The 25,087-nt window shown below is 72.5% G+C and carries 25 protein-coding genes; 14 read left to right on the top strand and 11 right to left on the bottom strand.

Annotated features, from left to right (window positions below; all coding sequences use genetic code 11):
* The first annotated feature begins 3 nt into the window (after window positions 1–3).
* Both groL and SD460_RS27395 read left to right on the top strand, forming a co-directional pair.
* The gene (groL, locus tag SD460_RS27400) at window positions 4–1,695 is read left to right on the top strand and encodes a chaperonin GroEL (protein WP_290057323.1); all 1,692 of its coding nucleotides are present in this window, start codon (window positions 4–6) and stop codon (window positions 1,693–1,695) included.
* A 102-nt stretch (window positions 1,696–1,797) separates the two neighbouring features.
* Window positions 1,798–1,986 carry a hypothetical protein gene (locus SD460_RS27395; RefSeq protein ID WP_290057322.1) on the top strand — a complete coding sequence of 63 codons (189 nt, stop codon included), beginning with the start codon at window positions 1,798–1,800 and terminating at the stop codon, window positions 1,984–1,986.
* 18 nt (window positions 1,987–2,004) lie between these two features.
* Here the strand turns inward: SD460_RS27395 and SD460_RS27390 are convergent, their stop codons facing one another.
* Complete coding sequence (locus tag SD460_RS27390; protein WP_290057321.1) at window positions 2,005–2,604, bottom strand: hypothetical protein; 600 nt, start codon at window positions 2,602–2,604, stop codon at window positions 2,005–2,007.
* 565 nt (window positions 2,605–3,169) lie between these two features.
* On the opposite strand from SD460_RS27390, the gene SD460_RS27385 reads away from it, so the two are divergent.
* From SD460_RS27385 to SD460_RS27370, 4 genes are all read left to right on the top strand, one after another.
* Window positions 3,170–3,826 (top strand): GNAT family N-acetyltransferase, encoded by a 657-nt coding sequence (locus SD460_RS27385; protein ID WP_290057320.1) that lies wholly within the window; start codon window positions 3,170–3,172, stop codon window positions 3,824–3,826.
* A complete protein-coding gene (locus SD460_RS27380; RefSeq protein WP_438860853.1) occupies window positions 3,708–4,280 on the top strand; it encodes an LmrA/YxaF family transcription factor in 573 nt (190 codons plus the stop codon). Before SD460_RS27385 ends, SD460_RS27380 begins: the two co-directional genes overlap by 119 nt.
* A 171-nt stretch (window positions 4,281–4,451) precedes the next feature.
* Window positions 4,452–5,693: a glycosyltransferase family 2 protein gene (locus SD460_RS27375; RefSeq protein ID WP_290057318.1), complete on the top strand. Its 1,242-nt coding sequence runs from the start codon at window positions 4,452–4,454 to the stop codon at window positions 5,691–5,693.
* Window positions 5,686–6,885, top strand: a complete 1,200-nt coding sequence (locus SD460_RS27370) for an MFS transporter (RefSeq protein WP_290057317.1) — start codon at window positions 5,686–5,688, stop codon at window positions 6,883–6,885. Before SD460_RS27375 ends, SD460_RS27370 begins: the two co-directional genes overlap by 8 nt.
* Before the next feature lie 8 nt (window positions 6,886–6,893).
* Here SD460_RS27370 and SD460_RS27365 read toward each other — a convergent pair whose 3' ends face one another.
* The 4 genes from SD460_RS27365 to SD460_RS27350 form a co-directional block, all read right to left on the bottom strand.
* The gene (locus SD460_RS27365) at window positions 6,894–7,853 is read right to left on the bottom strand and encodes a helix-turn-helix domain-containing protein (RefSeq protein WP_318306923.1); all 960 of its coding nucleotides are present in this window, start codon (window positions 7,851–7,853) and stop codon (window positions 6,894–6,896) included.
* Between the two features lie 356 nt (window positions 7,854–8,209).
* Window positions 8,210–8,968, bottom strand: a complete 759-nt coding sequence (locus SD460_RS27360; protein ID WP_290057315.1) for an SDR family NAD(P)-dependent oxidoreductase — start codon at window positions 8,966–8,968, stop codon at window positions 8,210–8,212.
* 22 nt (window positions 8,969–8,990) lie between these two features.
* Window positions 8,991–9,974 carry a glutathione S-transferase family protein gene (locus SD460_RS27355; protein ID WP_318306922.1) on the bottom strand — a complete coding sequence of 328 codons (984 nt, stop codon included), beginning with the start codon at window positions 9,972–9,974 and terminating at the stop codon, window positions 8,991–8,993.
* Window positions 9,971–10,459: a MarR family winged helix-turn-helix transcriptional regulator gene (locus tag SD460_RS27350; protein WP_290057313.1), complete on the bottom strand. Its 489-nt coding sequence runs from the start codon at window positions 10,457–10,459 to the stop codon at window positions 9,971–9,973. The genes SD460_RS27355 and SD460_RS27350 overlap by 4 nt, the downstream gene beginning before the upstream one ends.
* A gap of 107 nt (window positions 10,460–10,566) precedes the next feature.
* Here SD460_RS27350 and SD460_RS27345 point away from each other — a divergent pair, with 107 nt between their 5' ends.
* Entirely contained in the window at window positions 10,567–11,124 is a 558-nt protein-coding gene (locus SD460_RS27345; RefSeq protein ID WP_290057312.1) for a YceI family protein, read from the top strand.
* 22 nt (window positions 11,125–11,146) lie between these two features.
* On the opposite strand, the gene SD460_RS27340 is transcribed toward SD460_RS27345, so the two are convergent.
* Window positions 11,147–11,758, bottom strand: a complete 612-nt coding sequence (locus tag SD460_RS27340; RefSeq protein WP_290057311.1) for a TetR/AcrR family transcriptional regulator — start codon at window positions 11,756–11,758, stop codon at window positions 11,147–11,149.
* A gap of 95 nt (window positions 11,759–11,853) precedes the next feature.
* Here SD460_RS27340 and SD460_RS27335 point away from each other — a divergent pair, with 95 nt between their 5' ends.
* The gene (locus SD460_RS27335) at window positions 11,854–12,240 is read left to right on the top strand and encodes an ATP-binding protein (RefSeq protein ID WP_290057310.1); all 387 of its coding nucleotides are present in this window, start codon (window positions 11,854–11,856) and stop codon (window positions 12,238–12,240) included.
* Between the two features lie 78 nt (window positions 12,241–12,318).
* Here SD460_RS27335 and SD460_RS27330 read toward each other — a convergent pair whose 3' ends face one another.
* The 5 genes from SD460_RS27330 to SD460_RS27310 form a co-directional block, all read right to left on the bottom strand.
* Window positions 12,319–15,207, bottom strand: a complete 2,889-nt coding sequence (locus SD460_RS27330; RefSeq protein ID WP_318306921.1) for a helix-turn-helix transcriptional regulator — start codon at window positions 15,205–15,207, stop codon at window positions 12,319–12,321.
* A gap of 68 nt (window positions 15,208–15,275) precedes the next feature.
* Window positions 15,276–15,449: a hypothetical protein gene (locus SD460_RS27325; protein ID WP_290057308.1), complete on the bottom strand. Its 174-nt coding sequence runs from the start codon at window positions 15,447–15,449 to the stop codon at window positions 15,276–15,278.
* A gap of 44 nt (window positions 15,450–15,493) precedes the next feature.
* Window positions 15,494–15,664, bottom strand: coding sequence for a hypothetical protein (locus SD460_RS27320; protein ID WP_290057307.1), 171 nt, complete (start codon window positions 15,662–15,664; stop codon window positions 15,494–15,496).
* A gap of 37 nt (window positions 15,665–15,701) precedes the next feature.
* On the bottom strand, window positions 15,702–15,881 hold the full coding sequence (locus tag SD460_RS27315; RefSeq protein WP_290057306.1) for a hypothetical protein: 180 nt from the start codon (window positions 15,879–15,881) through the stop codon (window positions 15,702–15,704).
* A gap of 32 nt (window positions 15,882–15,913) precedes the next feature.
* On the bottom strand, window positions 15,914–18,772 hold the full coding sequence (locus SD460_RS27310; RefSeq protein ID WP_318306920.1) for a type 2 lanthipeptide synthetase LanM family protein: 2,859 nt from the start codon (window positions 18,770–18,772) through the stop codon (window positions 15,914–15,916).
* Window positions 18,773–19,194: 422 nt separating this feature from the next.
* Here SD460_RS27310 and SD460_RS27305 point away from each other — a divergent pair, with 422 nt between their 5' ends.
* From SD460_RS27305 to SD460_RS27280, 6 genes are all read left to right on the top strand, one after another.
* The gene (locus tag SD460_RS27305) at window positions 19,195–19,680 is read left to right on the top strand and encodes a cobalamin B12-binding domain-containing protein (RefSeq protein ID WP_290062714.1); all 486 of its coding nucleotides are present in this window, start codon (window positions 19,195–19,197) and stop codon (window positions 19,678–19,680) included.
* On the top strand, window positions 19,677–20,918 hold the full coding sequence (locus SD460_RS27300) for a methylaspartate mutase (RefSeq protein ID WP_290062715.1): 1,242 nt from the start codon (window positions 19,677–19,679) through the stop codon (window positions 20,916–20,918). The genes SD460_RS27305 and SD460_RS27300 overlap by 4 nt, the downstream gene beginning before the upstream one ends.
* 30 nt (window positions 20,919–20,948) lie before the next feature.
* Window positions 20,949–21,932 (top strand): asparagine synthetase A, encoded by a 984-nt coding sequence (locus SD460_RS27295; protein WP_290062716.1) that lies wholly within the window; start codon window positions 20,949–20,951, stop codon window positions 21,930–21,932.
* Entirely contained in the window at window positions 21,929–23,182 is a 1,254-nt protein-coding gene (locus SD460_RS27290; protein ID WP_290062717.1) for a glutamate synthase-related protein, read from the top strand. The genes SD460_RS27295 and SD460_RS27290 overlap by 4 nt, the downstream gene beginning before the upstream one ends.
* A 328-nt stretch (window positions 23,183–23,510) precedes the next feature.
* On the top strand, window positions 23,511–24,875 hold the full coding sequence (locus SD460_RS27285) for an MFS transporter (RefSeq protein ID WP_318306919.1): 1,365 nt from the start codon (window positions 23,511–23,513) through the stop codon (window positions 24,873–24,875).
* Complete coding sequence (locus SD460_RS27280) at window positions 24,872–25,078, top strand: MbtH family protein (RefSeq protein ID WP_166639700.1); 207 nt, start codon at window positions 24,872–24,874, stop codon at window positions 25,076–25,078. Before SD460_RS27285 ends, SD460_RS27280 begins: the two co-directional genes overlap by 4 nt.
* The last annotated feature ends 9 nt before the right edge of the window (window positions 25,079–25,087 follow it).

Genomic DNA, 25,087 nt, shown 5'->3' with positions numbered 1-25,087 from the left:
CACATGGCGAAGGAACTGCGGTTCGGCTCGGACGCCCGCGACCTGCTGCTGGCGGGCGTCGACAAGCTGGCGGAAGCGGTCAAGTCCACCCTCGGCCCCAAAGGCCGCAACGTGATCATCGAGAAGATCACCGGCTCGCCGGTGGTCACCAACGACGGCGTCACCATCGCGCGCGAGATCCACCTGAAGAACCAGTTCGAGAACATGGGCGCGCAGCTGGTCAAGGAAGCGGCGATCAAGACCAACGACGTCGTCGGCGACGGCACCACCACCGCCACCGTGCTCGCCCAGGCCATCGTGCACGAAGGCATGCGGGCGATCGCGAGCGGCGGCAACCCGGTGCTCGTCAAGCGCGGCATCGACCACGCCGTCGGGCTGCTGGTGGCGCACCTGGAGAAGCAGGCGCACCCGGTGGTGTCCGAACAGGACTACGCGCGGGTCGCGGCGATCTCGGCCAACGACGACGACGCCGTCGGCGCGGTGATCGCGAAGGCACTGCACACCGTCGGCGACGGCGGGGTGGTGACGGTCGAGGAGTCGCCGTCGATCGGCATGGGCGTGGACTTCGTCGAGGGGTTCGAGTTCGACAACGGCTACCTCTCGCCGTACCTGGTCACCGACCCGGGCCGGCTGGAGGCGGTGCTCGACGACCCCTACATCCTGATGTGCGCGGAGAAGATCACCAAGGTGCAGCAGCTGATGCCGTTGCTGGACAAGGTGATGCGCGCGCCGCGGCCCCTCGTGGTGATCGGCGAGACGGTCGAAGGCACGGCGCTGTCCATGCTGGTGCACAACCACATGAACGGCACGTTCCAGTCGGTGGCGATCCGCGCCCCCGGCTTCGGCGACCGGCGGCTGCACAAGCTGGAGGACCTGGCCGCCATCGTCGGCGGCGCGGTCCTTTCGCGACAGTCCGGGTTCACCATGGAGACGATGACCCTGGAGCACCTGGGCCGGGCGAAGCAGGTCCGCGTCACCGAGAACCGCACGACGATCGTCGGCGGCGCGGGTGCTGCGGAGGCGGTCGACTTCCGGGTCGGCCAGCTGCGCGCGGAGCTGGAGCGCGCGCAGTTCGGCGTCGACGAAGACGTCCTGACCGAGCGCATCGGCGCCCTGACCGGGAAAGTCGCGGTGGTGCACGTCGGCGCGGCGACCCCGGCGGAGCTGAAGGAGCTGCAGCACCGCGTCGAGGACGCGCTCTCGGCGACCCGCGCGGCGATGGCCGAAGGCATCGTGGCCGGCGGGGGAGCGGCGCTGCTGCATTCCGAGAGGGCACTGGAGAACCTGGGCCTTTCGGGTGATCAGGCGATCGGCGTCGAGATCGTCCGGCGGGCGCTGGCCGAGCCGGCGTTCCTCATCGCGCACAACGCGGGCCACCCGGCCCACGAGATCGTCGCGCGCACCCGGGAGCTCGGCGACGACGAAGGGTTCGACGCCCTGCACGACCGCTACGGCAACATGGTCGAGATGGGGGTGGTGGACCCGCTGCGGGTCTGCCGGTCGGCGGTGCAGAACGGCGCTTCGGTGGCCGGGCTGCTGCTCACGACGAACTCCCTGATCGCCGAGGAGCAGACCCCGTGGGGTGGCAGCCCGGCGCTGATGACCGAGTTCGGGCCGCTGGACGAAGGCCTGCACCAGCCTTCGCCGGACGCGAGCACCCCGCAGTCCCTCGGAATGGGCCCCTCCGTCGGCTGAGTCCGCGCGGCGGAGAACGGAGGTCCCCCCACCCGCGTCCTGAGCCGCGGTGGGGGGACCTTCGCCGTGCGCGGGACGGTGGGCGGTGCCACCCTGGTGATCATGACGCACTACGTTCTCGCGCAGACGATGGTCGCGGTCGGGGAGTTCGAAGCCAAGGGCTTCCTCGGCACGGTGGGCAAGATCGCCGCGGCAACGGTGATCTTCTTCATCGCGATCGGCTTGGTCGTGGGGTTGCTCCTGGGCTTCTTCCTCGGCCGTTCGGTCGGACGGCGGCAGGGCCCGCGCTGACGCCGTGCCGGGCCCGGGTCAGGAGACCAGGCCGTGGCGGGCGAGTTCGCGGCCCGCGAGTTCCTCGATGACGTCCCGGTCGCGCTCCCGCCACCCCGTCGCCGGCTTGGTCCCGGAAGCCAGGCGCCGCAACGGTTGCGTGGCGAGCGCCCTTAAGGCGAGCAGGTCAAGCCCTTCATCCCCGAGCGCCCGCAGCTGCGCGGCGGCTGTCGCGCGGCGGGCGAAGCGCCACCGCAGCGGGAGCCAGGTCACGAGCAGCGTCAGCACCGGCAGCACGACGATGATCGCCGCCAGCCACCAGGCGAGGTTTTCCACGCCTTCGATCTGCCAGCGGCCGGCGTCGGCGAGCTGGTTGCCGACGTTCGAACCGCCGTGCAGGGCGTTTGCCAGCGCGTCGCCGACCAAGGGGATGCCGCCTGCGGAGTCCGCGGCGCCGTCGAAGGTGCCGCGCAGGCCCGTGCCCGCGTTGACGAGGCCGTCGCCCGGGGCGCGCAGCTTCATCACCTGGTCGTACACCGATGTCGCCAGCCACACCGCGAAGACGACGAGCAGCAGGGCGAGCAGGTCGGCGACGAGCTGAGCGGTGCGGCGGATCGGCCGTTCGGCGTAGAGCTGCATCGGGGGACGCCTTTCGCGGTGGGGGAGCGCGGCCACGGCAACGTACCCGGGGGCCGATCCGTCGAACCGGGGGCCCGGCCGCCCTGCCACTCTCATCCCGCCGCCCCGCCGCCCCGCCCCGCCGCTGTGCCACAGCGTTGCCCGCCCTCCCACCGCCGCGCCCGCCGTCCGCAACTGTGCCGCACCGTTGCCCGCCGTCCCACCGCCACGCTGACCGTCGCCCCTGCGGCCCGCCGCCGTGCCACCCCGCCAGCGTGCAGCCCTGCCGGCGTGCAGCCCTGCCGTCCCGCTCCGCCGGCTCGCTGCCCACCGTCCCGCTGCCCTTCCATCAGGCTGACTGCCGCACTGCGGCCCGCCGCCGTGCCACCCCTCCCTCGGCGTGCAGCCCGCCTCACTCAGCCGCCTCGCCGAGTGCCGCCGATTCGGCCGGGCCGCCGACAACGCGCCGGGAACCGTCCGCCGCTCGCCCGCGCAGGCGCTATGTCTCCCGTCATAGTGGGTTCCAGCGGCGCCTTATGACACCCATCATAGTGTGCCGCCGCCCACAATGTGCTCTCATGGAATTATGACAACCGTCATAGAGATCCGCGAAGCCAGAGACGCCGATCGCGATTGCGTCGGCAAGCTGGTCGCGGCCTGCTCGCCCGCCAGTCTCCGGCGCCGCTTCATCATGGGCGGTCCCGCCGAGCCGGCTGAGGTCTTCCGGCGCTACCACCGCTTCCTGCTCGCGGGCCCGCCACACGGCGTCGCATTGCTCGCGTACCGCGCCGCCAACCCCGTCGGCCTGCTCAACTTCGTCTCGGAAACCCCCGGCACCGCCGAAATCGGCATCCTGGTCGCCGACGCGTGGCAGCGCCAGGGGATCGGCAGCGCGTTGAGCCGCTGGCTGTGGGCCTCCGGGCGGTGGCCGGGCTGGACCGTGCGGGCCACCGTCCAAGCCGGGAACACCGGTGCCGAAGCACTTCTGTCCCGGCAGGGCTTCAAGCCGGTGCCGTCGTACGAACGGGGCGAGCGCGACTTCACGCTGGTCGTCCCCGACTGGGCTATCATGACGGATGTCATGAAGGAGGCAGTCGATGACGAGGACGCCGCGCGAGCGGATGGTGCTCAGCGCCGCGCAACTGGTGCGGATCCACGGTGTCGGGGCGACCGGCATGCGGGACGTGGCCGTCCACGCCGAAGCCCCGCGGGGATCCCTGCAGCACTACTTCCCCGGCGGTAAGGACCAGCTGATGGCCGAGGCCGTCGCGTGGGCGGGCGACTACGCTGCCCGGCGGGTGGCTCGCGTCGTCGCCAAGATCGAGGACCCGACCCCCGGCAAGCTCTTCGCGGCGATGGCGGGCCAGTGGCGCGACCAGTTCACCGACGACGGCTTCGACGCGGGCTGCCCGCTGGTCGCGACCGTCGCCGACACCGCGGCCACCAGCGACACCCTGCGCGAAGCCGTCGGCAAGGCCTTCGACGGCTGGCAGCGCCCGGTCGCCACGGCGCTCGAACAGCTCGGCGTGCCGCCGTCGCGCAGCGCGGCGCTCGCGGTCCTGATGCTCAGCACGCTGGAGGGCGCGATCGTCCTGGCCAGGGCGCACCGGGACATCGCGCCGCTCGAGACGGTGGTCGAGGAACTGCGTCCCCTCCTCGACGGCGCCGTCGACCGGCGCCGCCGCCGCGAAATCTGAGCGCGCTCCCGGAAAGCGCATTCTTGAAGACGCCCGGTGCGGCCACCGGTGCCACGCTCGCCATGCGGCCGAGTGATCGTGCGCCGCGTCCTGTCCGGCTCCGCTCGTCCCGCGCGCCGCGGGCGGGCGTCGAGTCGTTCGCCGGTGGCTTCGACTGGGAGGTTAGGGACGATGGGTTCGGACGGGGATCGCCCGCGGGTGTCGGTGGTCATTCCCACGTACAACCGGTGCGAGATGCTGCGGACTTCACTCGAGCACCTGACGCGGCAGCGGCTCCCGGCCGGGGATTTCGAGGTGATCGTCGCGGACGACGGGTCGTCCGACGCCACCCGGGAAGTCGTGGAGTCCTTCGCGGACCGGCTGCGGGTGAAGTACCACTTCCAGGAGGACCTCGGGTTCCGCGCCGGCACCGCCCGCAACGCCGGCGCGCGGCTGGCCGACGCTCCCATCCTGGTCTTCCTGGACACCGGACCGCTGTTCGGGCCGGACCTCCTGCTCCGCCACCTCGAGGCGCACGGTGACGACGACGTGCGCCGGGCCGTCATCGGGTACGCGTACGGGTACCGGCCGGAGAAGGACATGTCCTGGATCACCGACGCCGTGCAGCGGCTGGGGCCGGAAGCCACCGTCGCGCGCTATGCCGACGATCCGGAGTTCCAGGACGTCCGGCACCCGCAGCTGCAGAACGTGGTTTCCGGGGCCGACCTGTTGCCGTGGCGGCTTTTCTTCACCATCAACTGTTCGGTCCGCACCGAGGACTTCCGCGCGGTCGGCGGTTTCGACGAGGAGTTCCACGGCTGGGGCGGGGAGGACACCGAGCTCGCGTTCCGGCTGTCCCGCCACGGCGTGCGCTTCCACGTCGCCGAGGACGCCTGGGTGGTCGACCTGCCGCACGAGCGCGAGCAGTTCGACCTGTGGGAGCAGCTCGCCCGGAACATGCTCCACTTCCTGGCGCAGCACCGGGAACCCGTCGTCGAGATCGGGCTGGCGCTGGCCATCAAGCACCTGTTCTGGAGCTACGAAGAGGACTACCGCGGCCTGGTGACGTGGCAGGAGCGGGTGCGCGACAGGGACGTGGCGGCCGAGCTGGCCGAGGCCGTGCGCCACGTCCCGCCGGGCGCGAAGATCGCGATTCTCGGTGCGGGCGCGGACATCCCGCCGTCGATGCCGCCCGCGATCGTGCTGGACTTCGACGCCTCGCTGGTGGCGCGGGCGACCGCGTCCGGACGGCACGTCGGGCACCACACCATGGGCCTGCGCACGCCGTTGGCGGAGCAGAGCGTGGACACCGTGATCATCACGTCCCGGATGGCCGGGCTGTGGGACCGCTGGCAGGACGAGCTGCTGGCCGAAGCCCGGCGCATCGGCCGCGAAGTCGTCGTGCCCGCCGGCTTCGGTGGCGTGCATGACTGAGGGCGTCGCGGCGGCGCGGGCCCGGTGGGCCGTGGTGGCCGTGTTCTTCTTCAACGGCACGCTGTTCTCCACGTTCATCAGCCGCGTGCCGTCGCTGAAGCTCGACCACGGCCTCAGCGACGGACGGCTCGGGGCGATCCTGACGCTGTTCGGCCTGGCGGCGCTGGTGACGATGCAGTTCGTCGGCCCGCTCGTGGCCCGGTTCGGCAGCGCCCGCGTGATCCGGCCGGCCGTGGCCGCGTCGCCGTTCGTGCTGGCCGGGATCGGTTTCGCCGGCGACGCCGTCCAGCTCGGCGCCGCGGTACTGCTGATGGGCGTGGTGCACGGCACGCTGGACGTCGCCATGAACGCCCACGCGGTGCTGGTCGAACAGGTGCGCAAGCGGTCGGTCATGAACGGCTGCCACGCGGCCTGGAGCATCAGCGCCGTCGCGGCTTCGCTGGCCGGCGCCGGTTTCACCAAGGCGGGCAGCCCGGTGGCGGAGCACTACGTGTGGGTCGGCGCCGTGCTCGTCGTCGCCGGCCTGGCGGCCACCACCGGACTGCTCCCGGCCTCGGCCGACCGGGCCGGAGCGGCGGCCGATGGCGGCCGGGCGCGGGTGAGCCGGCGCACCGGCTGGACGCGGCGGGTGTGTGTGTTCGGGGCGATGGGGTTCACCGCGATGATCCTCGAGGCCATGGTGATCAGCTGGAGCGGCGTCTTCCTCCACGACTCCCGCGGCGCGACGCTCGCCGCGGCGGCACTGGGCTTCACGGCGTTCTCCGCCTGCCAAGCCGCGGGCCGCCTCGTCGGCGACCGGCTGACCGAACGCTACGGCGCCCCGGCGCTGTTCCGCATCGGCGGCGCGGTGGCGGCCTCCGGGCTCGCGATCGTGGTAATGGTCCCGTCGTGGGTGGCCGGCGTCGCGGGCTTCGCGATCCTCGGCCTCGGCGGCTCGGTCCTGCTGCCACTGATCTTCAGCGCGGTCGGCCGCGCCGGCGAAGGAGCGGACGCGGCGACGTTCCTGTCCCGGTTCACCACGTTCACCTACGCGGGCGGGCTGATCGGTCCGGCGCTGATCGGGTGGTTCGCCGAGGCGACCACGCTGGGCTGGACGCTGGCGGGATTGCTCCCGGTGCTGGGCGCGGTGGTGCTGAACGCCAGGGTGATGGCCGCGCCGGAGCGGAAGCAGGAGGAGCCGGCGGCCGCCTGAGCCGAACGTCAGAAGATCAGCGCGACGAGGCTGACGACGAGCAGGATGGCCAGGGCGATGATCGACAACGTCGAGACCAGCGTCCTTGGCCGTCCCACTTCGCCAGGCCACCGGGTGGTCACGGGCTCCAGTTTCCGGATCTCGGGAACGGACTTCTTCCGGTCGGCGTCCGCTGCCGTCTTCGTTTCCGGCTCCTCGCGCCGATCCGCCCAGGTGGCTTCGAGCAGCACTGACAGGAGATCCGAGGCAGCTCGGGAGCGCAGCGCGACTTCGGCGGTCCGTCGGCCCATCCGCAGCGAGGTCTCCTCGGCGATGCGCCGCTGTTCACGCGTGAACTGGATCTCTTTCTCCAGGACGTGGATGGTCTCGTCGTCCGACCGCAGTTGCTCCCTGAGCCCGCGGATCCTTTGACGCAAGTGCTGCTCCCTCCGGCCGTCCGTGGCGATCTGCTGCTCGGCCTGGTGGCATTGCAGCTTGAGGTCGTCGATCTTGCCCGTGATTTCGGCCAGCTCGGAGGTCAGCTGCTCCTCGCGGCCCTTCAGCCGGCGTGCCTGCTCCCTGGCTGCATCGAACTCCTCCCAGAAGAGTGCTTTGAATTTCCGGACCTCATCCGTGATCCGGGTCGTCTCCGAGGGGAGGGCCGCACGTTCTTCGCCGGCTTGGCCTCTTTTCCCGGCTCCTTTGCGGTTTCGCAGATCGGAGGCCATCTCGATGGGTGTGTAGCGGAGCCGCCATTCCTCGCGCAGAGCGGCGTCCACTCCGCAAGCCTTGAGCCAGTTCGACACGTCGTCCCAGGTGATCGGCCGGCCACGCCGGCTCCCGTTCTCGACTTCCGAAACCCAGCCCTGCTGTCGGCCGCCGAGGCGCTTGGCCAGCTCTTCTTGGGTCAAGCGAGCGGAGATGCGCAGCTCGCGCAGATCGATGCCCAGGTTGATCATGTTCTGGGCCCAAGTGTCTCGTTCAGGCATGAGCGCTCCCGGGGCGATATCGCGGCGATGGTTCCCGGCCACTGGCCCTGAACTGCGGTTTCGCACCTCGGTATCGCCGTTCGGCGGCTGGGCGGCGTCGGTGGGCGAACGTGGTTGCACCCCAGCTTTCGGAGAACGGAGTCCGACGGTGCCCACTTACCTCGATTTCGCTTTGCAGCTGCTGCAGTGCATGACCGCGGCGGCTGGTGCTGCGACTACCATCGCGAAGCTGCGTGTGCGCAAACCTCGGACAAGGCGGCGATGGCGTCATCGGCGTACCTCGAGGCGACTGCGGTGACCGTTCTCCGGGCATGCCCAGAGTCGGGTGGGGAGCGATCCGCGTTACGCCGCCGGGCTCAGGTGTGCGTTCCGCCGTCCACGCGGATCTCCGTGCCCGTGATGAACTCGCCGTCGTCCGAAGCCAGCATCGCCACCACTCCCGCCACCGCCTCCGGGCGGGCCACCGCGTTGCCGACCTCCGTCGTCAGGCCGGTCGGCAACAGCGGCAGCAGCCGGCCGAACAGGGTGAAGTCGACGTCCTGGGGGAGCCAGCTCGCCGCCGAGTCCGTGATGCCGCTCTTCACGCTGCCCGGGGCGACGCTGACCGCGCGCAGGCCTTGCTTGCCGTACTCCAAGGCGAGCGAATGCGTGAACGCCTGGATCCCGCCCTTGCTCGCGCAGTACGCCGCCATGTACGGGTGGGCGAACGAAGCCGACGTCGAGCTGAAGTTCACCACCACGCCCTTCTCCGAAGCCAGCAGGGCGGGCAGGGCCGCGCGGGTCACCAGGAACGTGCCCGTCAGGTTCACCGCCAGCACCCGGTTCCACAGCGCCAGCGACGTCTCGTGCGTGTGCGACGCCAGCAGGATGCCCGCCGCGTTGACCAGGACGTCGAGGCCGCCCAGGACGTCGATCGCCGAGGCAACCCCGGCGGTCACCGCGGCCTCGTCGGCGACGTCCATCGTCAGCACCGCGGTGGCGGGCAGGTCGTCGTGGCCTTTGACGTCGGTGGCGACGACCCGCGCGCCCTCCTCCAGCAGGCGGAGCGTGGTGGCCCGTCCGATGCCGGAACCGGCGCCGGTGACCAGGATGCGGCGATCGCGCAGGCGTTCCATGGCGATCACCGTAGCCCGGGACCTACAGCGCGGGCACCCGCTCGGCGGCGGGTGGCGGGCCCGGCGGGGTGCCGTCGCCGAACGGCCGGCCGCCGAGCTGCTCGCGGTCGTGCGGGGTCAGCCAGCCTGAGACGTCCGGGCCGAGCGGGACGATCCCCGTCGGGTTCACGGTCCGGTGCACCACGTAGTAGTGCTCCTTGATCTGCGGGAAGTCGATCGTGTCGCCGAACCCGGGCGTCTGGAACAGGTCCCGCGTGTAGGCCCACAGGACCGGCAGCTCGGTGAGCTTCTGCCGGTTGCACTTGAAGTGGCCGTGGTACACCGCGTCGAACCGGACGAGCGTGGTGAACAGGCGGACGTCGGCTTCGGTGATCGTCTCGCCCACCAGGTAACGCTGGTCCGCGAGCCGCTCCGAAAGCCAGTCCAGCCGGGCGAACAGCTTGCGGTAGGAGTGCTCGTACGCCTCCTGGGACCGGGCGAACCCGCACTGGTACACCGCGTTGTTCACGTCGGTGAACACCTTCTGCGCGACGTCGTCGATCTCGTCGCGCAGCTTCTCAGGGTACAACTCGGGCGCGCCGTCTCGGTGGTACGCCGTCCACTCGGTCGACATGTCGAGGGTCATCTGCGCGAAGTCGTTGGTGACGACCTTCCCGCTCGGGACGTCGACGAACGCCGGCACGGTGATCCCGCGCGGGTACTCCGGGTCGCGCTTGAAGAACGCCTCCTGCAGCCGCTCGATGCCGAGCACCGGGTCGCGGCCACCGGGGTCGAGGTCGAAGCTCCAGCTGCGCTCGTCGTGCACCGGCCCGGCGATGCCCATGGACAGCACCGGTTCCAGGCCCAGCAGCCGCCGGACGATCACCGCGCGGTTCGCCCACGGGCACGCGCGCGCGACGATCAGCCGGTAGCGACCCGGCTCCACCGGCCAGCCGTCGCGGCCGTCGGCGGTGATGCGGTCCGGGAGGTAGTTCAGGTCCCGCTGGTATTCGCCCTTGTCGCTCATCGCGTCCTTTGCTCCTCGTCGGTCGGGGGAGCGGCGTCGAGCGCCGCGGCCAGCCGGGCCAGCACCGGTCCGGCGGTCCGGATCTCTTCGGCGCTCAGGTGGTCGAACACCGAAGCCCGGACGCGGGCCAGGTGGCTCGGGTAGGCCGCCTCCAGTCTGGCCAATCCGGCGCCGGTCAGCACGGCGTTGGACGCCCGCCCGTCTTCCGGGCAGCGCCGCTTCTCGATCAGCCCGCGGCGGGTGAGGTCGTCGACCACCCGGCTGATCCGGCTGAGCGACAACGCGGTCGTCGCCGCCAGCGCGGAGATGCGGAGCAGGTGATCCGGTGCTTCCGACAGCGCGACGAGGACGCCGTAGTCGCTGACCGTGAGGCCGGTCTCCGGCAGGAAATGGTCCTCCAGCGCGCGCGGCAGTACGGTTGTCACGCGGATCAGCGACCGCCAGAACGCGGCTTCCTCGCTGTCGAGCTCCCTCAGATCACCCATATCGGCGACTCTACCTAAAGCTTGCTTGCGCAACCAGCAAAGCTGAGTACAGTGTCGTTGAACCCTCAATCACTGGGGACGACCACTACTACGAGAGAAGAACAGCGATGACCAGCGCGACCTCCTACCCCCAGCTGACCGGCGAGTACACCCTCGACGCCGCCCACTCGCGGATCGGGTTCGTCGCCCGTCACGCCATGGTGACCAAGGTGCGCGGCAGCTTCAACGAGTTCACCGGCACCGCCACGATCGACGGCGACGCCCCGGAGAAGTCGTCCGCCCAGGTGACCATCCAGGCGCACAGCATCGACACCCGCAACGCGGACCGCGACGGGCACCTGAAGAGCAACGACTTCCTGTCGATGGACGAGTACCCGACCATCACCTTCACCACCACCGAGATCAAGCAGACCGGCGAGACCTCCTTCGAGGTCACGGGCGACCTGACGATCAAGGACGTCACCCGTTCGGTGACCATCCCGTTCGAGTTCGAGGGCTCCGCGAAGGACCCGTTCGGCAACGACCGGATCGGCTTCGAGGGCTCCACCACGATCAGCCGCAAGGACTACGGCATCACCTGGAACGCCGCCCTCGAGACCGGTGGCGTGCTGGTGAGCGACAAGGTCACCCTCGAGTTCGAGATCTCCGCGATCAAGAACGCCTGACGCCCGGGAGCGGGAACCGGGCTCACCGGTTCCCGCTCGCCCGCAGGTTCTCGATCCCGACGTCGAGCGCCGCTTCGAGGTGATCGATGCGGCCGGTCGACAGCATCACCAGCACCCCACCCTGGATCCCGGCCAGCAGGGCGGCCGCGGTGCGTTCGGCGTCCAGGCCCGCGGCGACCTCGCCGGCCGCCTGCAGGTGCCGGATGCCGGCCGCGATTTCCCGCCGCCACCGCTCCAGCATCCCGCCGACGACTTTCTGCGCGCCCGGGGTCGCCCGGCCCAGCTGGGAAATGAGCACGTTGAGCGGGCAGTGCTGCCCGCGCTGGGTGTAGTGCGAGACGACCGTGTCCCGCCACCGCCGCCACGCCGCCCACGACGTCAGCACGCCCAGTTGCGGCTGCTGGACCTCGATGACCTGGGCCGCTTCGAACTCGGCCACCGCCAGCAGCAGTTCTTCCTTGCCGTCGGGGAAGTAGTGGAAGAGCTGGCTCTTGCTCGTGCCCGTCCGCGCCCGGACGTCGTCGAGCGTCGTGACGGCGACGCCGCGTTCCCGGATCTCCTGTGCCGCGCCCTCGACGATCCGCTGCCGCGTCGCGGCGCCCTTGGCGGTCAGCTTCCTGGTGACTGGACTCACGAGTCCAATCTAGTCCGTTCGGGCGATTCCGGCCCGGAAGGGTGTGCGAAACCCCTCGAACGGGGAATCGTTTTCCCGGCCAGGGGAGGGAAAGCATGCTGCTGGACAAGTTCGCTTTCGACCGGGAGCCCGCCCAGGTCCGCGAGGTCCGCGCCTGGGTGCGCGAACGCCTGGCCGCGGCCGGCGAGGTACCGGACGACGTCGCGGCGGACGTCGTGCTGATCGCGGGGGAGCTGGCCGCGAACGCCGTCAGCCACGCGACGGGCCCGGTGCGCGCACTGCTGACGTGCGCGGATTCGGCGGTGTGGATCGGCATCGAGGACTCGGGCGGCGCGACGGCGTGGTTCGACCCGGCCGCGCCCGACGTGGCGCCGGTCGGCACCGGGCTGGCCTTGGTCGCCGCGTGCAGCCGCCGCCGGGGCCACTTCCACCGCGCCGACGGCGGCAAGACGGTCTGGGCGGAGATCCCGATCGGCACCTGAACGCCGTGAATGACTCATTCCTGTCGCCGGACGACAGGAATGAGTCATTCACTACGTTCGGGCCGGGGCGCGGGCGCGTCAGTGCGGGGTGTTGCGGGCGTACTCGGTCAACGCGCTGCGGTTCTGCAGGTTCGACTTCGCCATCAGGCTGGCCACGTGCTTCTCCACCGTCCGCGGCGAGATGTGCAGCCGCCGGGCGATGTCCTTGTTGCCCATGTTGTCCGCCAGCAGCTGCAGCACCTCGTACTCGCGGACCGTCACCCCCGCCGAGCGCAGGCCCGCCGGCAGGCGGTCCGAACCCGTGCGGCGCTGGCCGACCGCGACGCCGGTCTTGCGCAGCAGCCCGCGGCACGCGCTCGCCACCGCCGTCACATCCGCCTGGTGGAAGTACTCCTCGGCCTCCTTGAGCCACGTCACCGGGTCGCCCCAGCCGTCGGCCGCGGCGGACTCCGCCACCATGCGCAGGCCGAGGTGCCTGCTCACCGGGAACGGGGACGCGGCCTCGATCGCCGCCGCCACCGCTTCGTCGGCCAGCTCCGGGGAGCCGGCGCGGCCGTGGCGGACCGCGTCGCCCAGCAGGACGAACTGGCGGTTCCAGCGCATGCCGCTCACCGCGGCCGGGGGCCGTTCCGGCGGGGCCGTGCCGTCGAGCGCCTCGAACAGCAGCCGGAGGCCGTGCTGGCCCGCCAGGTGGAAGCGGCTCGGCTGGCGCTCCTCCAGAGCCAGCACCTGCGCGAGTTCGCGGCGGGCGCGTTCGGCGTCCTCCTCCAGCAGCGAGCAGAACACCTGCGCCAGCCCGACGCTCAGCACCATCTCCTGCGCGCTGTTGCCGCCCTCGGCGCGGAAGTCGTCGAGCGCGGCTTCCATCCGCGGCCGGTCCGCCTGGTGCGCGGCCACCATCGCGCGCGTCATGTGCGTGTACTGCAGCAGCGCCACCAGCCGGAGCCGGCCCAGCACCGCGAGGTTTTCGTCGAGAATGCGATCGGCCTGCGCGAACTCTCCGCGCATCACCGCGTGCACCGCGCGGCTCGCGTCGACCGCGCAGGTCAGCGTGATCGCGCCGGTGCGCTGGGCTTCGGCGCGGGCGAGGTCGAACGTGCGGACGTCGCCCTCGGCCAGCATCCGGTGCCCGCCGAGGCGGACCAGCACCTGGGTGCGCAGGTGCGTCAGCTGGTGGCGTTCGGCCAGCCGCCGCGCCAGCTGCAGGTAGCGCTCGGCCTCCGCCAGATCCGTTTCCAGCGCCACCATCCCGAGCACCTGCAACGCCTGGCACGACACGAACGGCACGCCCACGCGCTCGGCCACCTGCCACGCCTGTTCGGCGAGCTGCCGGGCGCGTTCGGTGTGCGCCGGGCCCGGGATGTCCAGCCACAGCGTCGCTTCGACGGCGTCGAGGCCCGCCTTCTGCTCTTCGGTCATCTCGCCGCCGAGCGGGGCGCGGGCCTGCTCGATCTGGTTGAGGCACTCGTCGTGCCGCCCGCCGATGTAGGCCGCCCACGCCAGCTGGACGTGCAGGTCGACCGCCCGCTCCAGGCGGCCGATCTCGGCGAACCGGGCGGAAAACCCGACCGCGCGGTCGAACTGGCCGGTCTGCCCGAGCGCGTGCAGCAGGGACTCGAGCGCGTCGGCGCGGTCGTCGGGGCTCGCCGTGGCCATCAGGTCGACGGCGCGGGTCAGCATGGTCACCGCCGAGTCGGCGGCGCCGCCGTCGAGCGCGCGGCGGCCGGCTTCGGCGAACAGCCGCCCGGCGCCGGGGTGGTCCAGCGCGGTCAGCCGCAGCGCCGCGGCCAGCGCGCACAGCTCACCGGGCAGGCCCGGGTGCAGCAGCTCGACGGCGTCGGCGGCCCGGCGAGCCAGGTTCGCCTTGGTCGACGGCACGAGCCGCGCCAGCAGCGCCTCCGCGGTGAGCGGGTGGCGGAAGGCGTACCAGCCGGGCGTGGTCTCGTCGGTGGTGACCAGGTGCGCGGCGACGCTCGCGCTGATGTGGTTGTGCAGCATGCGGTCGTCCATGTCGGTGACCGCCTGCACCACCGACAGCGGGAACCGCCTGCCCAGCACGGCGGCCACCGACAGCAGCGTCTCGCCGTCCGCGCCGAGTGCGTCGACGCGCGCGGCGATGCTGCTGATCAGCGCCTCCGGCACGCGGGCCTGCAGTTCGCCGACGACCTGCCAGCCGTTCGCGCCGCCGACGAGCAGGCCGTCGCTGACCATGCCGTGCAGCAGCTCTTCGACGACGAAGGGCACGCCCTCGCTGTTCTGCCACAACAGGTTCGCGACGGCGGCGGGCACCGCGGCCGGCTCGGTCTCCAGGCAGGCGGCGGCGAACTCGCGGGTGCTCGCGGCGTCGAGCCGGGTCAGTTCGAAGGTGTGGCTGGCCGAGCGCTGCGCCGCCGCGGTCGCCAGCCGGAGCGCCTCGCCCGGTTCGTTGCGCAGGGTGCCGATCAGCATCACCCGGCTCGACGCCAGGTTGTCGACGAGGTACTCGACGATGAACAGGGTTTCGGCGTCGGCGTTGTGCAGGTCTTCCAGGACGATCAGGCAGCCGCTTTCGCGCCCCGCCACCGACAGCAGCCGGAACACCGCCTCGGCGAGGACGAGGAGGTTGCCGTTGTCGTGCGGGCGGTCGCCGCGGTACCAGTCGGGCACGAGCCGGGCCAGCACCGGCACGAGCGGGTCGAGTTCGGGCGCCGCGGGCGGGTGGCCGCCGCGGAAGTGCGAAAGCAGGGCTTCGGCCAGCGGCCGGAACGGCACCATCGGCCCGATCGAGCTGGCTCGTCCGCGCAGCACGGGGAGCCCGGTCGCCAGTGCCCGCGCGGCGACGTCGGCGGCGAGCCGGGACTTCCCGATCCCGCCTTCACCGACGAGGAAGAAGGCCCCACCGTGGTCGGTGCGGGCCTTCTCCAGGGCCTGGGACAGCGCGCCGAGCTCCCTGTCGCGCCCGATCAGGCGCGTCGATCGGATGCCCATCGCGGTCACTATAACCGGACGGGCGTCCTCCGGGCGTAGGTCGAATTACCGACGCGGTGATCGTCTCACTATCCGGGGAAAGCGCCCGTGACGACCGTGATGTCCATCGTCGTCAGCGAGTTCTGGCTGACCCGCGCCGCCTTGCCGGACAGGGCGTGGTTGCGCGCGCCCGTCCGGGCGGACGCCGGGAGGGTCAAGTCGCCGATCGGGTTGTCCAGGCCGGCGAAGTCGTGCTCGGTCATGCAGGTGGCTCCACTCTCGGTAGTCGTGCGGGGTGAAACGGAAGCTATTCGGCGAAGGCGACGGTGAAGACCGGCGTGATGTCGAGGGTGCTCAGGCTGTTCTGGCTCAGCCGCGGGGCCTGGCCGGACAGCGCGCGGTTGCGGGCGCCGGTGCGGGCGGAGACGGGGAGGGTCAGGTCGCCGACGGGGTTCTCGGGGAACTCGGGCTCGGTCATGGGGGATCGCTTTCGGGTGCGGGGGACGGGGAGGGGATCAGAGGGCGAAGGTGCCGTTGGTGACGACGGTCGGCGAACCGAAGGTGTCGAGCGTGACGCCGGACAGCCGGGGCCGGGTGCCCGCGAGCGCCTGGTTGCGCGAGCCGGCGTGGTTCGCCCGCGGGAGCACCAGGGCGCCGACGGTGGCTTCGGCGGTCTCGGTCGTGGTTTCGCGCATCGGTGGTTCTCTCCTCGTGAAGGTGGGGCGGATCAGCGGGTCGGGGCTTGCAGGAGCAGGGCGGACGGGACGCGGGGGCCGAAGCCGAGGCGCAGCAGGCCGTAGCCGATGCCGGCCAGGCCGGTCAGCAGGCCGGGGGAGGGCACGCCGTCCGGGGTGCCGCAGCGCGCGCCGTCCTGTTCGACGGCGGTGAGCAGCAGGCCGGTCCGGGTGGCGAGCGCGGCTTCCGCGCCGGCGTGGCCGGTCTCGGCCAGCACGCCGAGGACGTCGGTGATGCCGGTTTCGCCGTGGCACAGGGAAAGGTCGCGCAGCGGTTCCTGGGCGGCGAGGCGCCGGACCTGCTCGTCGAGGCCGCCGAGCACGTCGGGGTCGCCGGCGTAGGCGAGCACCTGGCCGGCCAGGCCGGAGCACCAGCCGTGCCCGGTCGCGGCCTTCGCGGGCGGCAGGGTCGCGGTCTCGCGCGGGTGCCCGGACAGGGCCCAGTCGACGCCGGCCGCGCCGTGCGCGAACCCGGGGTCGGCCAGATCGGGGTCGATGGACCGGCTTGCGAGCTCGGCGGCGTAGGCGCCGGCGAGCGCGGTGGCGGGTTCGAGGCCGGTCTGCGTGGCGACCGAGCGCAGCGCAACCAGGCCGCCGGCCAGCCCGGTGGTGAACCGCGGTGACGTCCGCGGCGTCGGGGCCGGCATCACCGCGACCGTGCGGGCGCAGAGGTCCAGCAGGTCCGGCCGGTCGAGCAGCCGCGCGAGGCGGGCCGCGGCGTAGGCGACGCCGCCCAGCCCGAGCAGGCCGCCCGGCCCGGCCGCCTCGGCGAGGTCCGGGTCGGCTTCGAGCGCGGAAACCAGCGACGGCAGGCCGGAAAGCGCCTTCCCGGCCAGGTCCCGGTAGCGGTCGATGCCGGTCAGCTCGGCGAGCTGGGCGAGGAACAGCGCCACGCCGGGGTAGCCCTCGCCGAGCCCGCCGCCCATCGGCAGCACGGTCCAGTACTTCTCGTCGACGAGTTCCAGCCCGACCCAGTTGACGCGCCCGCCGGAGGTCGAGGCGCGGGCGATGATGGCGTCGGCGACGCCGCACGCGGCCGAAAGCAGGTGCGCGGGCTCGGGGGTCTTGCTCGGGAGGATGCCGTCGCTGACCCCGCAGCCCGTGTGCGTCTCGGCGTCGGGCCGGGTGGCCAGCGCGGCGGTGATCAGCCACTCCTGGTCGCGGCGGTCGATGGTGGTCATGCCGGCGACCTTCGCCCGCACCGTCGCCAGCGGCGTCGTGCCGAGCAGGCCGGCCAGCCGGTTGCCTTCGGCGTCCCAGACGTCGGCGGAGCCGGGCTCGCCGGTGAACATCGGGACGTCGCCGGCCCACAGGTCGGTCAGCTCCGCGGCCACCAGCGCGCGGCGGACGTCGTCGGTGCTGTCGTCGTGCAGCAGCCCGAACGCTTCGTCCCGCGCGGCCGCGTCGGCCAGCAGCGACGGGTGCGTGGTTTCGTCGAGCAGCCGGGTGTAGAAGCTGGTGGGGCGGACCAGGACGCGGATCCCGGCGCCGGCGCAGCTTTCCAGCAGCGCGGCGAACTCGGTCGCGCCGGCGGCGATGGCGTCGTACCCGGCGCGGAACCCGGCCAGCAGCGCGGCGCCGTGCTCGGCGGGCTCGATGTCGATGCCGCCGAGGGTGGGCCGGTTGACGCCGGTGCCGACACCGCCGGGCACCCGGACCAGCCGCATGCGGTCGGTGCCGGCGTCGAGCCAGTCGACGCGCTCCAGCGCCGGGGCCGCCGCGCGGCCGCCGCCCAGCCCGGAGATGTCCACCGCGCCGTGCTCGCCGACGATCATCTGCGGCAGCAGCATGGTCCGGTGCACCGAGCGGGCGAGCAGCTCGGCGGCCGGGTCGGTTTCGGTGCTTTCGGCCGGGAGCACAGGCTGGAACAGCGTCTCGATGTCGATCAGCACCGGCTGGTCGCCGGCCGCGATGATGTTCTCGAAGTGCACGTCGGTCCCGTCGAGGGCGTGCAGCAGGGCGAGCAGCACGCCCTGGCGGCGGTAGAAGCGGTCCACCTCGGTGAGGTCCGCGCACGGCCGGTGCTCGACGAACCGCAGCCAGCCGTAGCCGGGCCGGGCCAGGACGTCGACGGACGCCAGTTCGAGACCGGGCACGCGCGGGTTGAGCCAGCCGACCAGCGCGGTGAACGCCGTGTGCAGGTCGAGCGGGCGCGGCTTGTAGACGACCCGCGCGCCGCCGGCGAACCGCAGTTCGCGGACCGAGCGGCCGCGCTGGTGCGCGTCCCCGGTGCCGCCGCTGACCTCGACGAGCGGCCCCGGGTCGGTGCCGGTGAACGCCGTGAGGGCCACGCGGTCGGCGTCGAACCGGGCCAGCAGCTCGGTGGTGGCCGCGATGGCGTGCAGCGACGCCTGCGCGGCGAGCCGGGCGAGCACCGGGTAGCGGTGCAGCAGGTCGGTCAGCCCCGCGGGGGTGCCGGTCCGGCGGACGAAGTCGGCGAAGCGCGCTTCCGGCGTCTCGCCTTCGAGGATCCCCTTGTGCCGCGCCCGGCCGAGCTCCAGCACCAGGGTGCGGGCGGCGAGGCCGGCCAGCTGGTGGCCGAGCTGCGCGGCGCAGCCGTCCGCGACCGGCGCGGCGTCGACGGCGGGCGAGCCCGCTGCGGCAGCCGCGATCGCGGCACGGGCCGCGTCGGTGAAGGGACGGAACACCGCGGCGAACGCCTCGCGCCAAGCGCCGCTTTCACGTGAAAGTGCGGCTCCCAGGTCGGCACTTTCACGTGAAAGTGCGGCCTCGGCGAAGTCCACCCACGCGGGGCGGGTGCCGTCGGGGCGCCGCTCGTGCGGGGTCAGCCCGGCCGCCCACCAGGTGGGCGGGAGCGTCGTGGTCGCCGGGTTCGGCTGCGGGGGAATCACGGGATCGAGCATGCCAGCGGGTGACGCCGGTTACATGGGGGTGCTACGCCCGCATTCCCGCCCGGCATGGGGGCGTTCTGGGGGTTCATGGGGGGTCCGGCGGGGAAACGCCTGGTCGCGCAGTGGGGGATTAGGCCGGACGGACGTGGCGGTTGGGCCGTCCGGCGGGCGGGCCGGCCGGGGGTTCGAGGGGCGCGGCGAGGGCGGGATCCCCCATGCGGGGCACCTGGAGCGCACCGGACTCCGCGCTCGCGCGCGGGGCCGCGACGCCCGCGCGCGAGGCGGACCGGGGTGGGCGGCCGGCGCGGGAATGCGGGGCCGCCGCACCCATGTGCGCCGGGCTCCGGCCGATGACGATTCGTCGTGAGAAGTTCGCGGCCCGCACCGCGGACGTTCCCCGAACGCACAGGGAGCGACGCACGATGACCACCTTCCAGATCGAGCAGACCCCGGACCGGCCCGCCGTGTCCGCGGAACCTGCGCTGAAGTTCGTCCTGTCCAGCGTCCAGTCCGACTCGCACATGTGGAACCTCGTCGCCCTCCAGCTGATCATGGAGGAAATGGGCCACGAGGTGGTCAACCTCGGCGCCTGCGTCCCGGTCGGCCGGCTGCTGGAAGCGTGCCGCGCCGAGCGGCCGGACTGCCTGGTGATCAGCACCATCAACGGCCACGGCCACGTCGACGGCGCCCGGGTGATCTCCGCGCTGCGCGCCGACGCCGTCCTGGCCGGCCTGCCCGCCGTGATCGGCGGCAAGCTCGGCGTCCACGGCGACGCGAACAGCGCGCTGGAGGCCGAGCTGCTGGCGCTGGGCTACGACGCGGTCTTCCACGTCGGCGCCGGCGATTCCGGCCAGGCGATCGAGTCCTTCCGCGAGTTCGTCGCCGCGAACATCCGGACCTTGCGGTGACCGCTGCCCGGTCGGTGTTCAGCGCGTTCGTGGCCGAGCACCGCCGCCGCCGGACGCTCGTCGTCCAGCCGCGGATGGGGTTCTCCGACCCGGCCGCGATGCGCCGCGGGCTGCACGCGGTGGCCGGGGCCGGCGTCCCGGCCGTCGGCACCGTGACGCTCGACAGCTACACCCGCACCGGGCAGCACGACCTCGCCGCGATGTCGATCCAGTCCGGGGTCCCGCTCAACGGCTACCCGCTGGTGGCGCTGGGCCCGGCCGTCACCGCCGAGCTGGTCGCGGACCTGCCCGGCTTCCCCGTCCAGGTCCGGCACGGCTCGGCGCAGCCCGAAGACATCTTCGCCGTGATGCTCGAATCCGGTCTCGACGCTTCCGAAGGCGGGCCGGTGTCCTACTGCCTGCCCTACAGCAGCGTGCCGCTGCGGACGGCGGCGAAGTCGTGGTCGCGCTCGGCGTCGCTGCTGGCCGGGCAGGCCGTGGACTGCCACCTGGAGAGCTTCGGCGGCTGCATGCTCGGCCAGCTGTGCCCGCCGGGCCTGCTCGTCGCGTTGTCGGTGCTGGAGTGCCTGTTCTTCGCCGAGCACGGCGTGCGCAGCGTGTCGGCCAGCTACGCGCAGCAGACGAGCCCCGAGCAGGACGCCGAAGCGCTGTGGGCGATGCGGCGGCTGTGCGCCGAGGAACTGTCCACTGTGGACCACCACATCGTGCTCTACACCTACATGGGGCTGTTCCCCGAGTCCGCGGCCGGGGCGCGGGAGCTGGTCGCCGAGAGCGTGCGGCTGGCCGTGCGCACCGGCACCGAGCGGCTGATCGTCAAGACCACCGCGGAAGCGCACCGGATCCCGACCGTCGAAGAGAACGTCTCGGCGCTCCGGCTGGCGCACGCGACCGCGCTGGAGCAGCCCGCGCCGGGCGCGCCGCCGGGCGAGACCGAGGTCTACGCCCAGGCGCGGCTGCTCGTCGACGAGGTGCGCTCGCTCGCCCCGACGCTGACCGAGGCGCTGCCGGCGGCGTTCGAGCGCGGCCTGCTCGACGTCCCGTACTGCCTGCACCCCGACAACGGCGGCGAAACCCGGTGCGTGCTCGACGACGAAGGCCGCCTCCAGTGGTGGCACACCGGCCGGATGCCGCTGCCGCCCGCGCTGGGCGGCCGCCGCGGCCACGACCGGGTCAGCGCGACCCGGCTGCTCGCCGACCTGTCCTACCACCGCCGACGGCTCGACCCGGTCCTGTCCTGAACCGCCCGACCAGCTGGGAGTGAGAACGCCATGGAGTACACCGATCCGCCGGACCCGCGCACGCACCTGACCTCCGAGACCACGCGGCACGTGCTGGGCCTCCAGCACAAGCTGCTCGCCGAGGCACGCGCGTTCCTCGGCGCCCGCGGCTTCACCGAGCTGCTGCCCCCGGTGATCGGCCCGGTCACCGATCCGGGCGGCCGCGGCGCGAAGCAGGTGGACGTCGACTTCTACGGTCACCGCTACAAGCTGATGACCAGCGCGATCCTGTACAAGCAGGCGTCGCTGCTGGGCTTTTCGAAGATCTTCTACGTCGCGCCGAACGTCCGGCTCGAGCCGCTGGAGACGGCGAACACGAGCCGGCACCTGGCCGAGTTCCACCAGCTCGACGTCGAGGTCGCGGGGGCGTCCCGCGACGACGTGCTCGACCTGCTGCAGGACCTGGTGGCGCACGTGGTGCGCCGGGTCGTCGAGGACGCGGGCGACGTGCTGGAAGCGCTGGGCCGCGACTCGGGCGCGTTCACCGATCTGCTCGGCGGCGCGTTCGGCAGGCTGTCGCACGCGACCGCCGTCGAGACGCTGCGCGAGCTCGGGCACCCGCAGAGCGCGGACGCCGAGATCGACTGGGCGGGCGAGGCGATCCTGTCGGAGAAGCACGCGCGGCCGTTCTTCCTCGTCGACTACCCGAAGGGCTCGCGCGGGTTCTACGACCGGGAAAGCGTTTCCACGCCGGGGGTGCTGCGCAACTTCGACCTGATCGCGCCCGAGGGGTACGGCGAGCTGTGTTCCGGCAGCGAGCGCGAGCACGACTACGGCCGGATCGTCACGCGGATGCGCGAGACGGGCGAGAACCCGGCGAAGTACGCGTGGTACCTCGACCTGGTCCGGGCCGGGATCCCGGCGAGCGCCGGGTTCGGGCTGGGCGTGCAGCGGTTCACGCGGTACGTCGCCGGGCTGGACGCGGTGTGGCAGGCGACCGCGTTCCCGAAGCTGCCGGGGGTGGTCTCGCCGTGACCGCGTTGCAGGCTTCGGGGTTCCCCGAGGATCTCGTCCGGGAGCGGGCCCGATCCGGGGCCGCGGCGGTGTTCCCTTCGGCTACTTCGTATGGGACTTCCTTGTTCGGCGGGTCTTCGTCCGATTCCGCGGATCTCTTGGAGTCGGCGCGGCTGGTCCCGCCGGTGTTCGTGCCGCGGCGGCTGGAGAAGCTGATCGAGCTGGGCCGCGAGCCGCTGTACGGCGACGTCTCGCTGTCGACGTCGATCGGCGGGTTCGCGTCCTCGCTGCCGGTGTACCTGTCGGCGTTCGGTTCGACGCAGGTGGCGGGCGCGGGGCTCGGCGCGGCGGCTTCGGCGCAGGCCGGCCGGCTCGGGATCCCGATGGTGATCGGCGAGAACGTCGTCCCGGTGCACGGCCACGGCCGGGCCGGCGGTCCGTCGGCGGGCACGTTGCTGGAGCGCCTGCGCGCGTACGGCGACGCGGTCCCGGACGGCCTCGGCGGCGTCGTCGTGCAGCAGAGCACGGAGGACGCCGACGCGGAGGTCTGGAACCTGGTGTATTCCGACCCGTCGGCGGCTTCGCTGCTCGAGTCCGGGCGGCTGGCGTTCGAGCTGAAGGTGGGGCAGGGCGCGAAGCCCGGGCTGGGTGGGATGACGCTGGTTTCGCCTTCTGACGCTGCTTCGCTCGCTTCTCTTTATGCGGTGGACCTGACGCTGGGGTCTTCGGTGCTGCGGAGCAGTTCGCCCGGGACGTTCACGCCGGAGATCCTGCGGCAGCAGATCCGCCTGATGCGCAACAACTTTCCGCGCGCCGGGGTGTGGGTGAAGCTCCCGCCAGGCCGCGACGTCGCTTCGGCGGCTTCGGTGGCGTGGGAGGCCGGCGCGGACGCGGTGACGGTCGACGGCGCGGAGGGTGGTTCGGGCTGGACGCCGTTGTCGTTCGGCCCGGTCGGGCTCCCGCTGGGTGAGTGCCTGTCCCGCATCGGCGCACCGGCCGGGTGCCTGCTGGCGTCGGGCCGGATGTGGGAAGGCACCCGGGTGGCGAAGGTCCTGGCGCTGGGCGCCCGCGCGGCGGGCCTCGGCCGGGCGGCGCTGCTGGCGGTCGACACGGATCCGGAGTCCGGGCTGGTGCGGTTCGCGGAGGCGCTGGCCTTGGAGCTGCGGCTGCTGCTGAGCGCGTTGGGGCAGTACCAGCCGGACGCGCTGACCCCGGAGGACGTCTGGTTCCCGGGCACGTCCGTCCCGGTCCGCGAGCAGGTGCTGTCATGACGCGCGGCTCGGCAGGTCCGGCGCGGCCGGTCGTGAGTGATGAGTCGGGTTCTAACCCGACTCATCACTCACGACCCGGGGTCGCCGCGGTCGGGGGTGTGTCGTGACTGCCGTCGAGGAGCCCCGCGCGGCTGCGGCGGAGCCGGGTGTGGTGGCGGCCGGGATGAGCGCCGTGGCCGAGCCGCGCGGTGCGGCGGCTGGGCCGGATGCTGCGGTCGGGCGGGGTGTGGTGGCCAGGCCGGGTGTCGCGGTGAGCGAGCTTCGCGGTGCGGCGGCTGGGCCGGATGCTGTGGTCGGGCGGGGTGTGGTGGCCAGGCCGGGTGTCGCGGTGGCCGGATCGGGTGCGGGCGTGGCCGAGCCGGGTGCGGTGACCGAGCCTCGCGATGCGGCGGGCGTGGCGCCCGGCCCGGAAGCGAGCCGCGCGGGCAAAGCGCTGCCCGCCGCCGCGGCCGAGACCCGGTCGGCCACTCTCGAACCGAGCACCGCCGTCAAGCCTCGCGCGCTGCCCGCGCCCTTCCTCGGTCTCGTCTTCGCCATGGGCCTGTCCTCCTTCGGGGACGCGGTCTGGCTCATCGCCCTCTCCGTCACGCTCGTCGGCACCGCCGGGCCCGCGCTCGCCGGCCTGGTCCTCGCCCTCGGGTCCCTCCCCAAAGTCCTCACCCTCCTGGTCGGCGGCGCCGTCGCCGATCGGACCGGGCCGCGGCGGGTGCTGATCACCACCGATCTCTTGCGGGCCGGGGCCATGCTCGGTGGGGCCGCCGCCGTGCTCGTGGCCGGGCCCTCCGTTCCGCTCCTCGCCGGGCTGATCGTCGTCATGGCCGTCGCCAGTGCCTTCTTCATCCCCGCCTCCGACGCGCTGCGGCCTAACCTGCTCCCGCCCGAGCACCTGGTGCGGGGCAACGCCGTCTACCTCGCCGCCGTGCGTGGGGGGCAGGCCGGGGGTGGGGCACTCGGGTCGTGGCTGGCCGGGCTCGGGGGGCTCGTCACCGTCGCCGTCGTCAACGGGGTCAGCTTCCTCGTCTCCGCCGTCGCCGCCGGGAACACCAAGACGCTGACCAGCAAAGAACCGCGGGAGCGGGTCAAGGTCCGGCAGCTCGCGAAGGACGTCGGCGAAGGCTGCCGCTACGTCGCGAAACGGCCTGCCCTGCGGACCGCCATGATCGTCACCGGGCTGCTCGAACTCAGCGGGGCCGGGCCGATCAACCTCGGGCTCGTCCTGCTGGGCGGGAGCCAGGGAGCGGGCTGGCTGCTCACCGCCATGACGCTCGGCGCGTCGCTCGCCTTCGTCGTGTCGGTCAAGTGGCCGCCGCGCGAGAAGGCCGGGCGGCTCGCCACCGCTGGGCTCGCCGCGCAGGCCGGGTGTCTCGCGCTGCTCGCCACCGGGTCGACGGCCGTCGGCATCGCCGCCTTCTTCGCGCTCGGGCTCGTCGCCGGCCTGACGGCGCTCGTGCTCGTCAGCCTCGCCCAGCGATGGGCCACGCCGGAGATGCGCGGGCGCGTGATGTCGATCCTCGCGCTGTTCACCCTGGCCGCCACGCCGGTCGGGAACCTGCTGATCGGCGTCATGGTCGAGGCGCTCGGCGTCCCGCTCACCATGCTCGCCCACGCCGCGGTCGCGCTCGTCGCGCTCGCCCTGCTCGTCGCCACCCCGGCACTCGGCCGGGCCGCCCTCACAGAGGAGAAGAAATCATGAGCAACCCCTTCGAAGACGAGAACGGCACCTTCCTGGTCCTGGTCAATGCCGAGAACCAGCACTCGCTCTGGCCGTCCACTGTGGACGTCCCGGCGGGCTGGCGGACCGTGCACGGCGAGGACACCCGCGCCGCGTGCCTGGAGTACGTCGAGCAGAACTGGACCGACCTGCGCCCGGCGAGCCTCGTCGCCGCGATGCGCTGAACCTTCCCC

It is taken from the genome of Amycolatopsis solani (assembly GCF_033441515.1).
Taxonomy (GTDB): Bacteria; Actinomycetota; Actinomycetes; order Mycobacteriales; family Pseudonocardiaceae; genus Amycolatopsis; species Amycolatopsis solani.
This window is presented reverse-complemented; position numbering and strand designations above follow the sequence as displayed.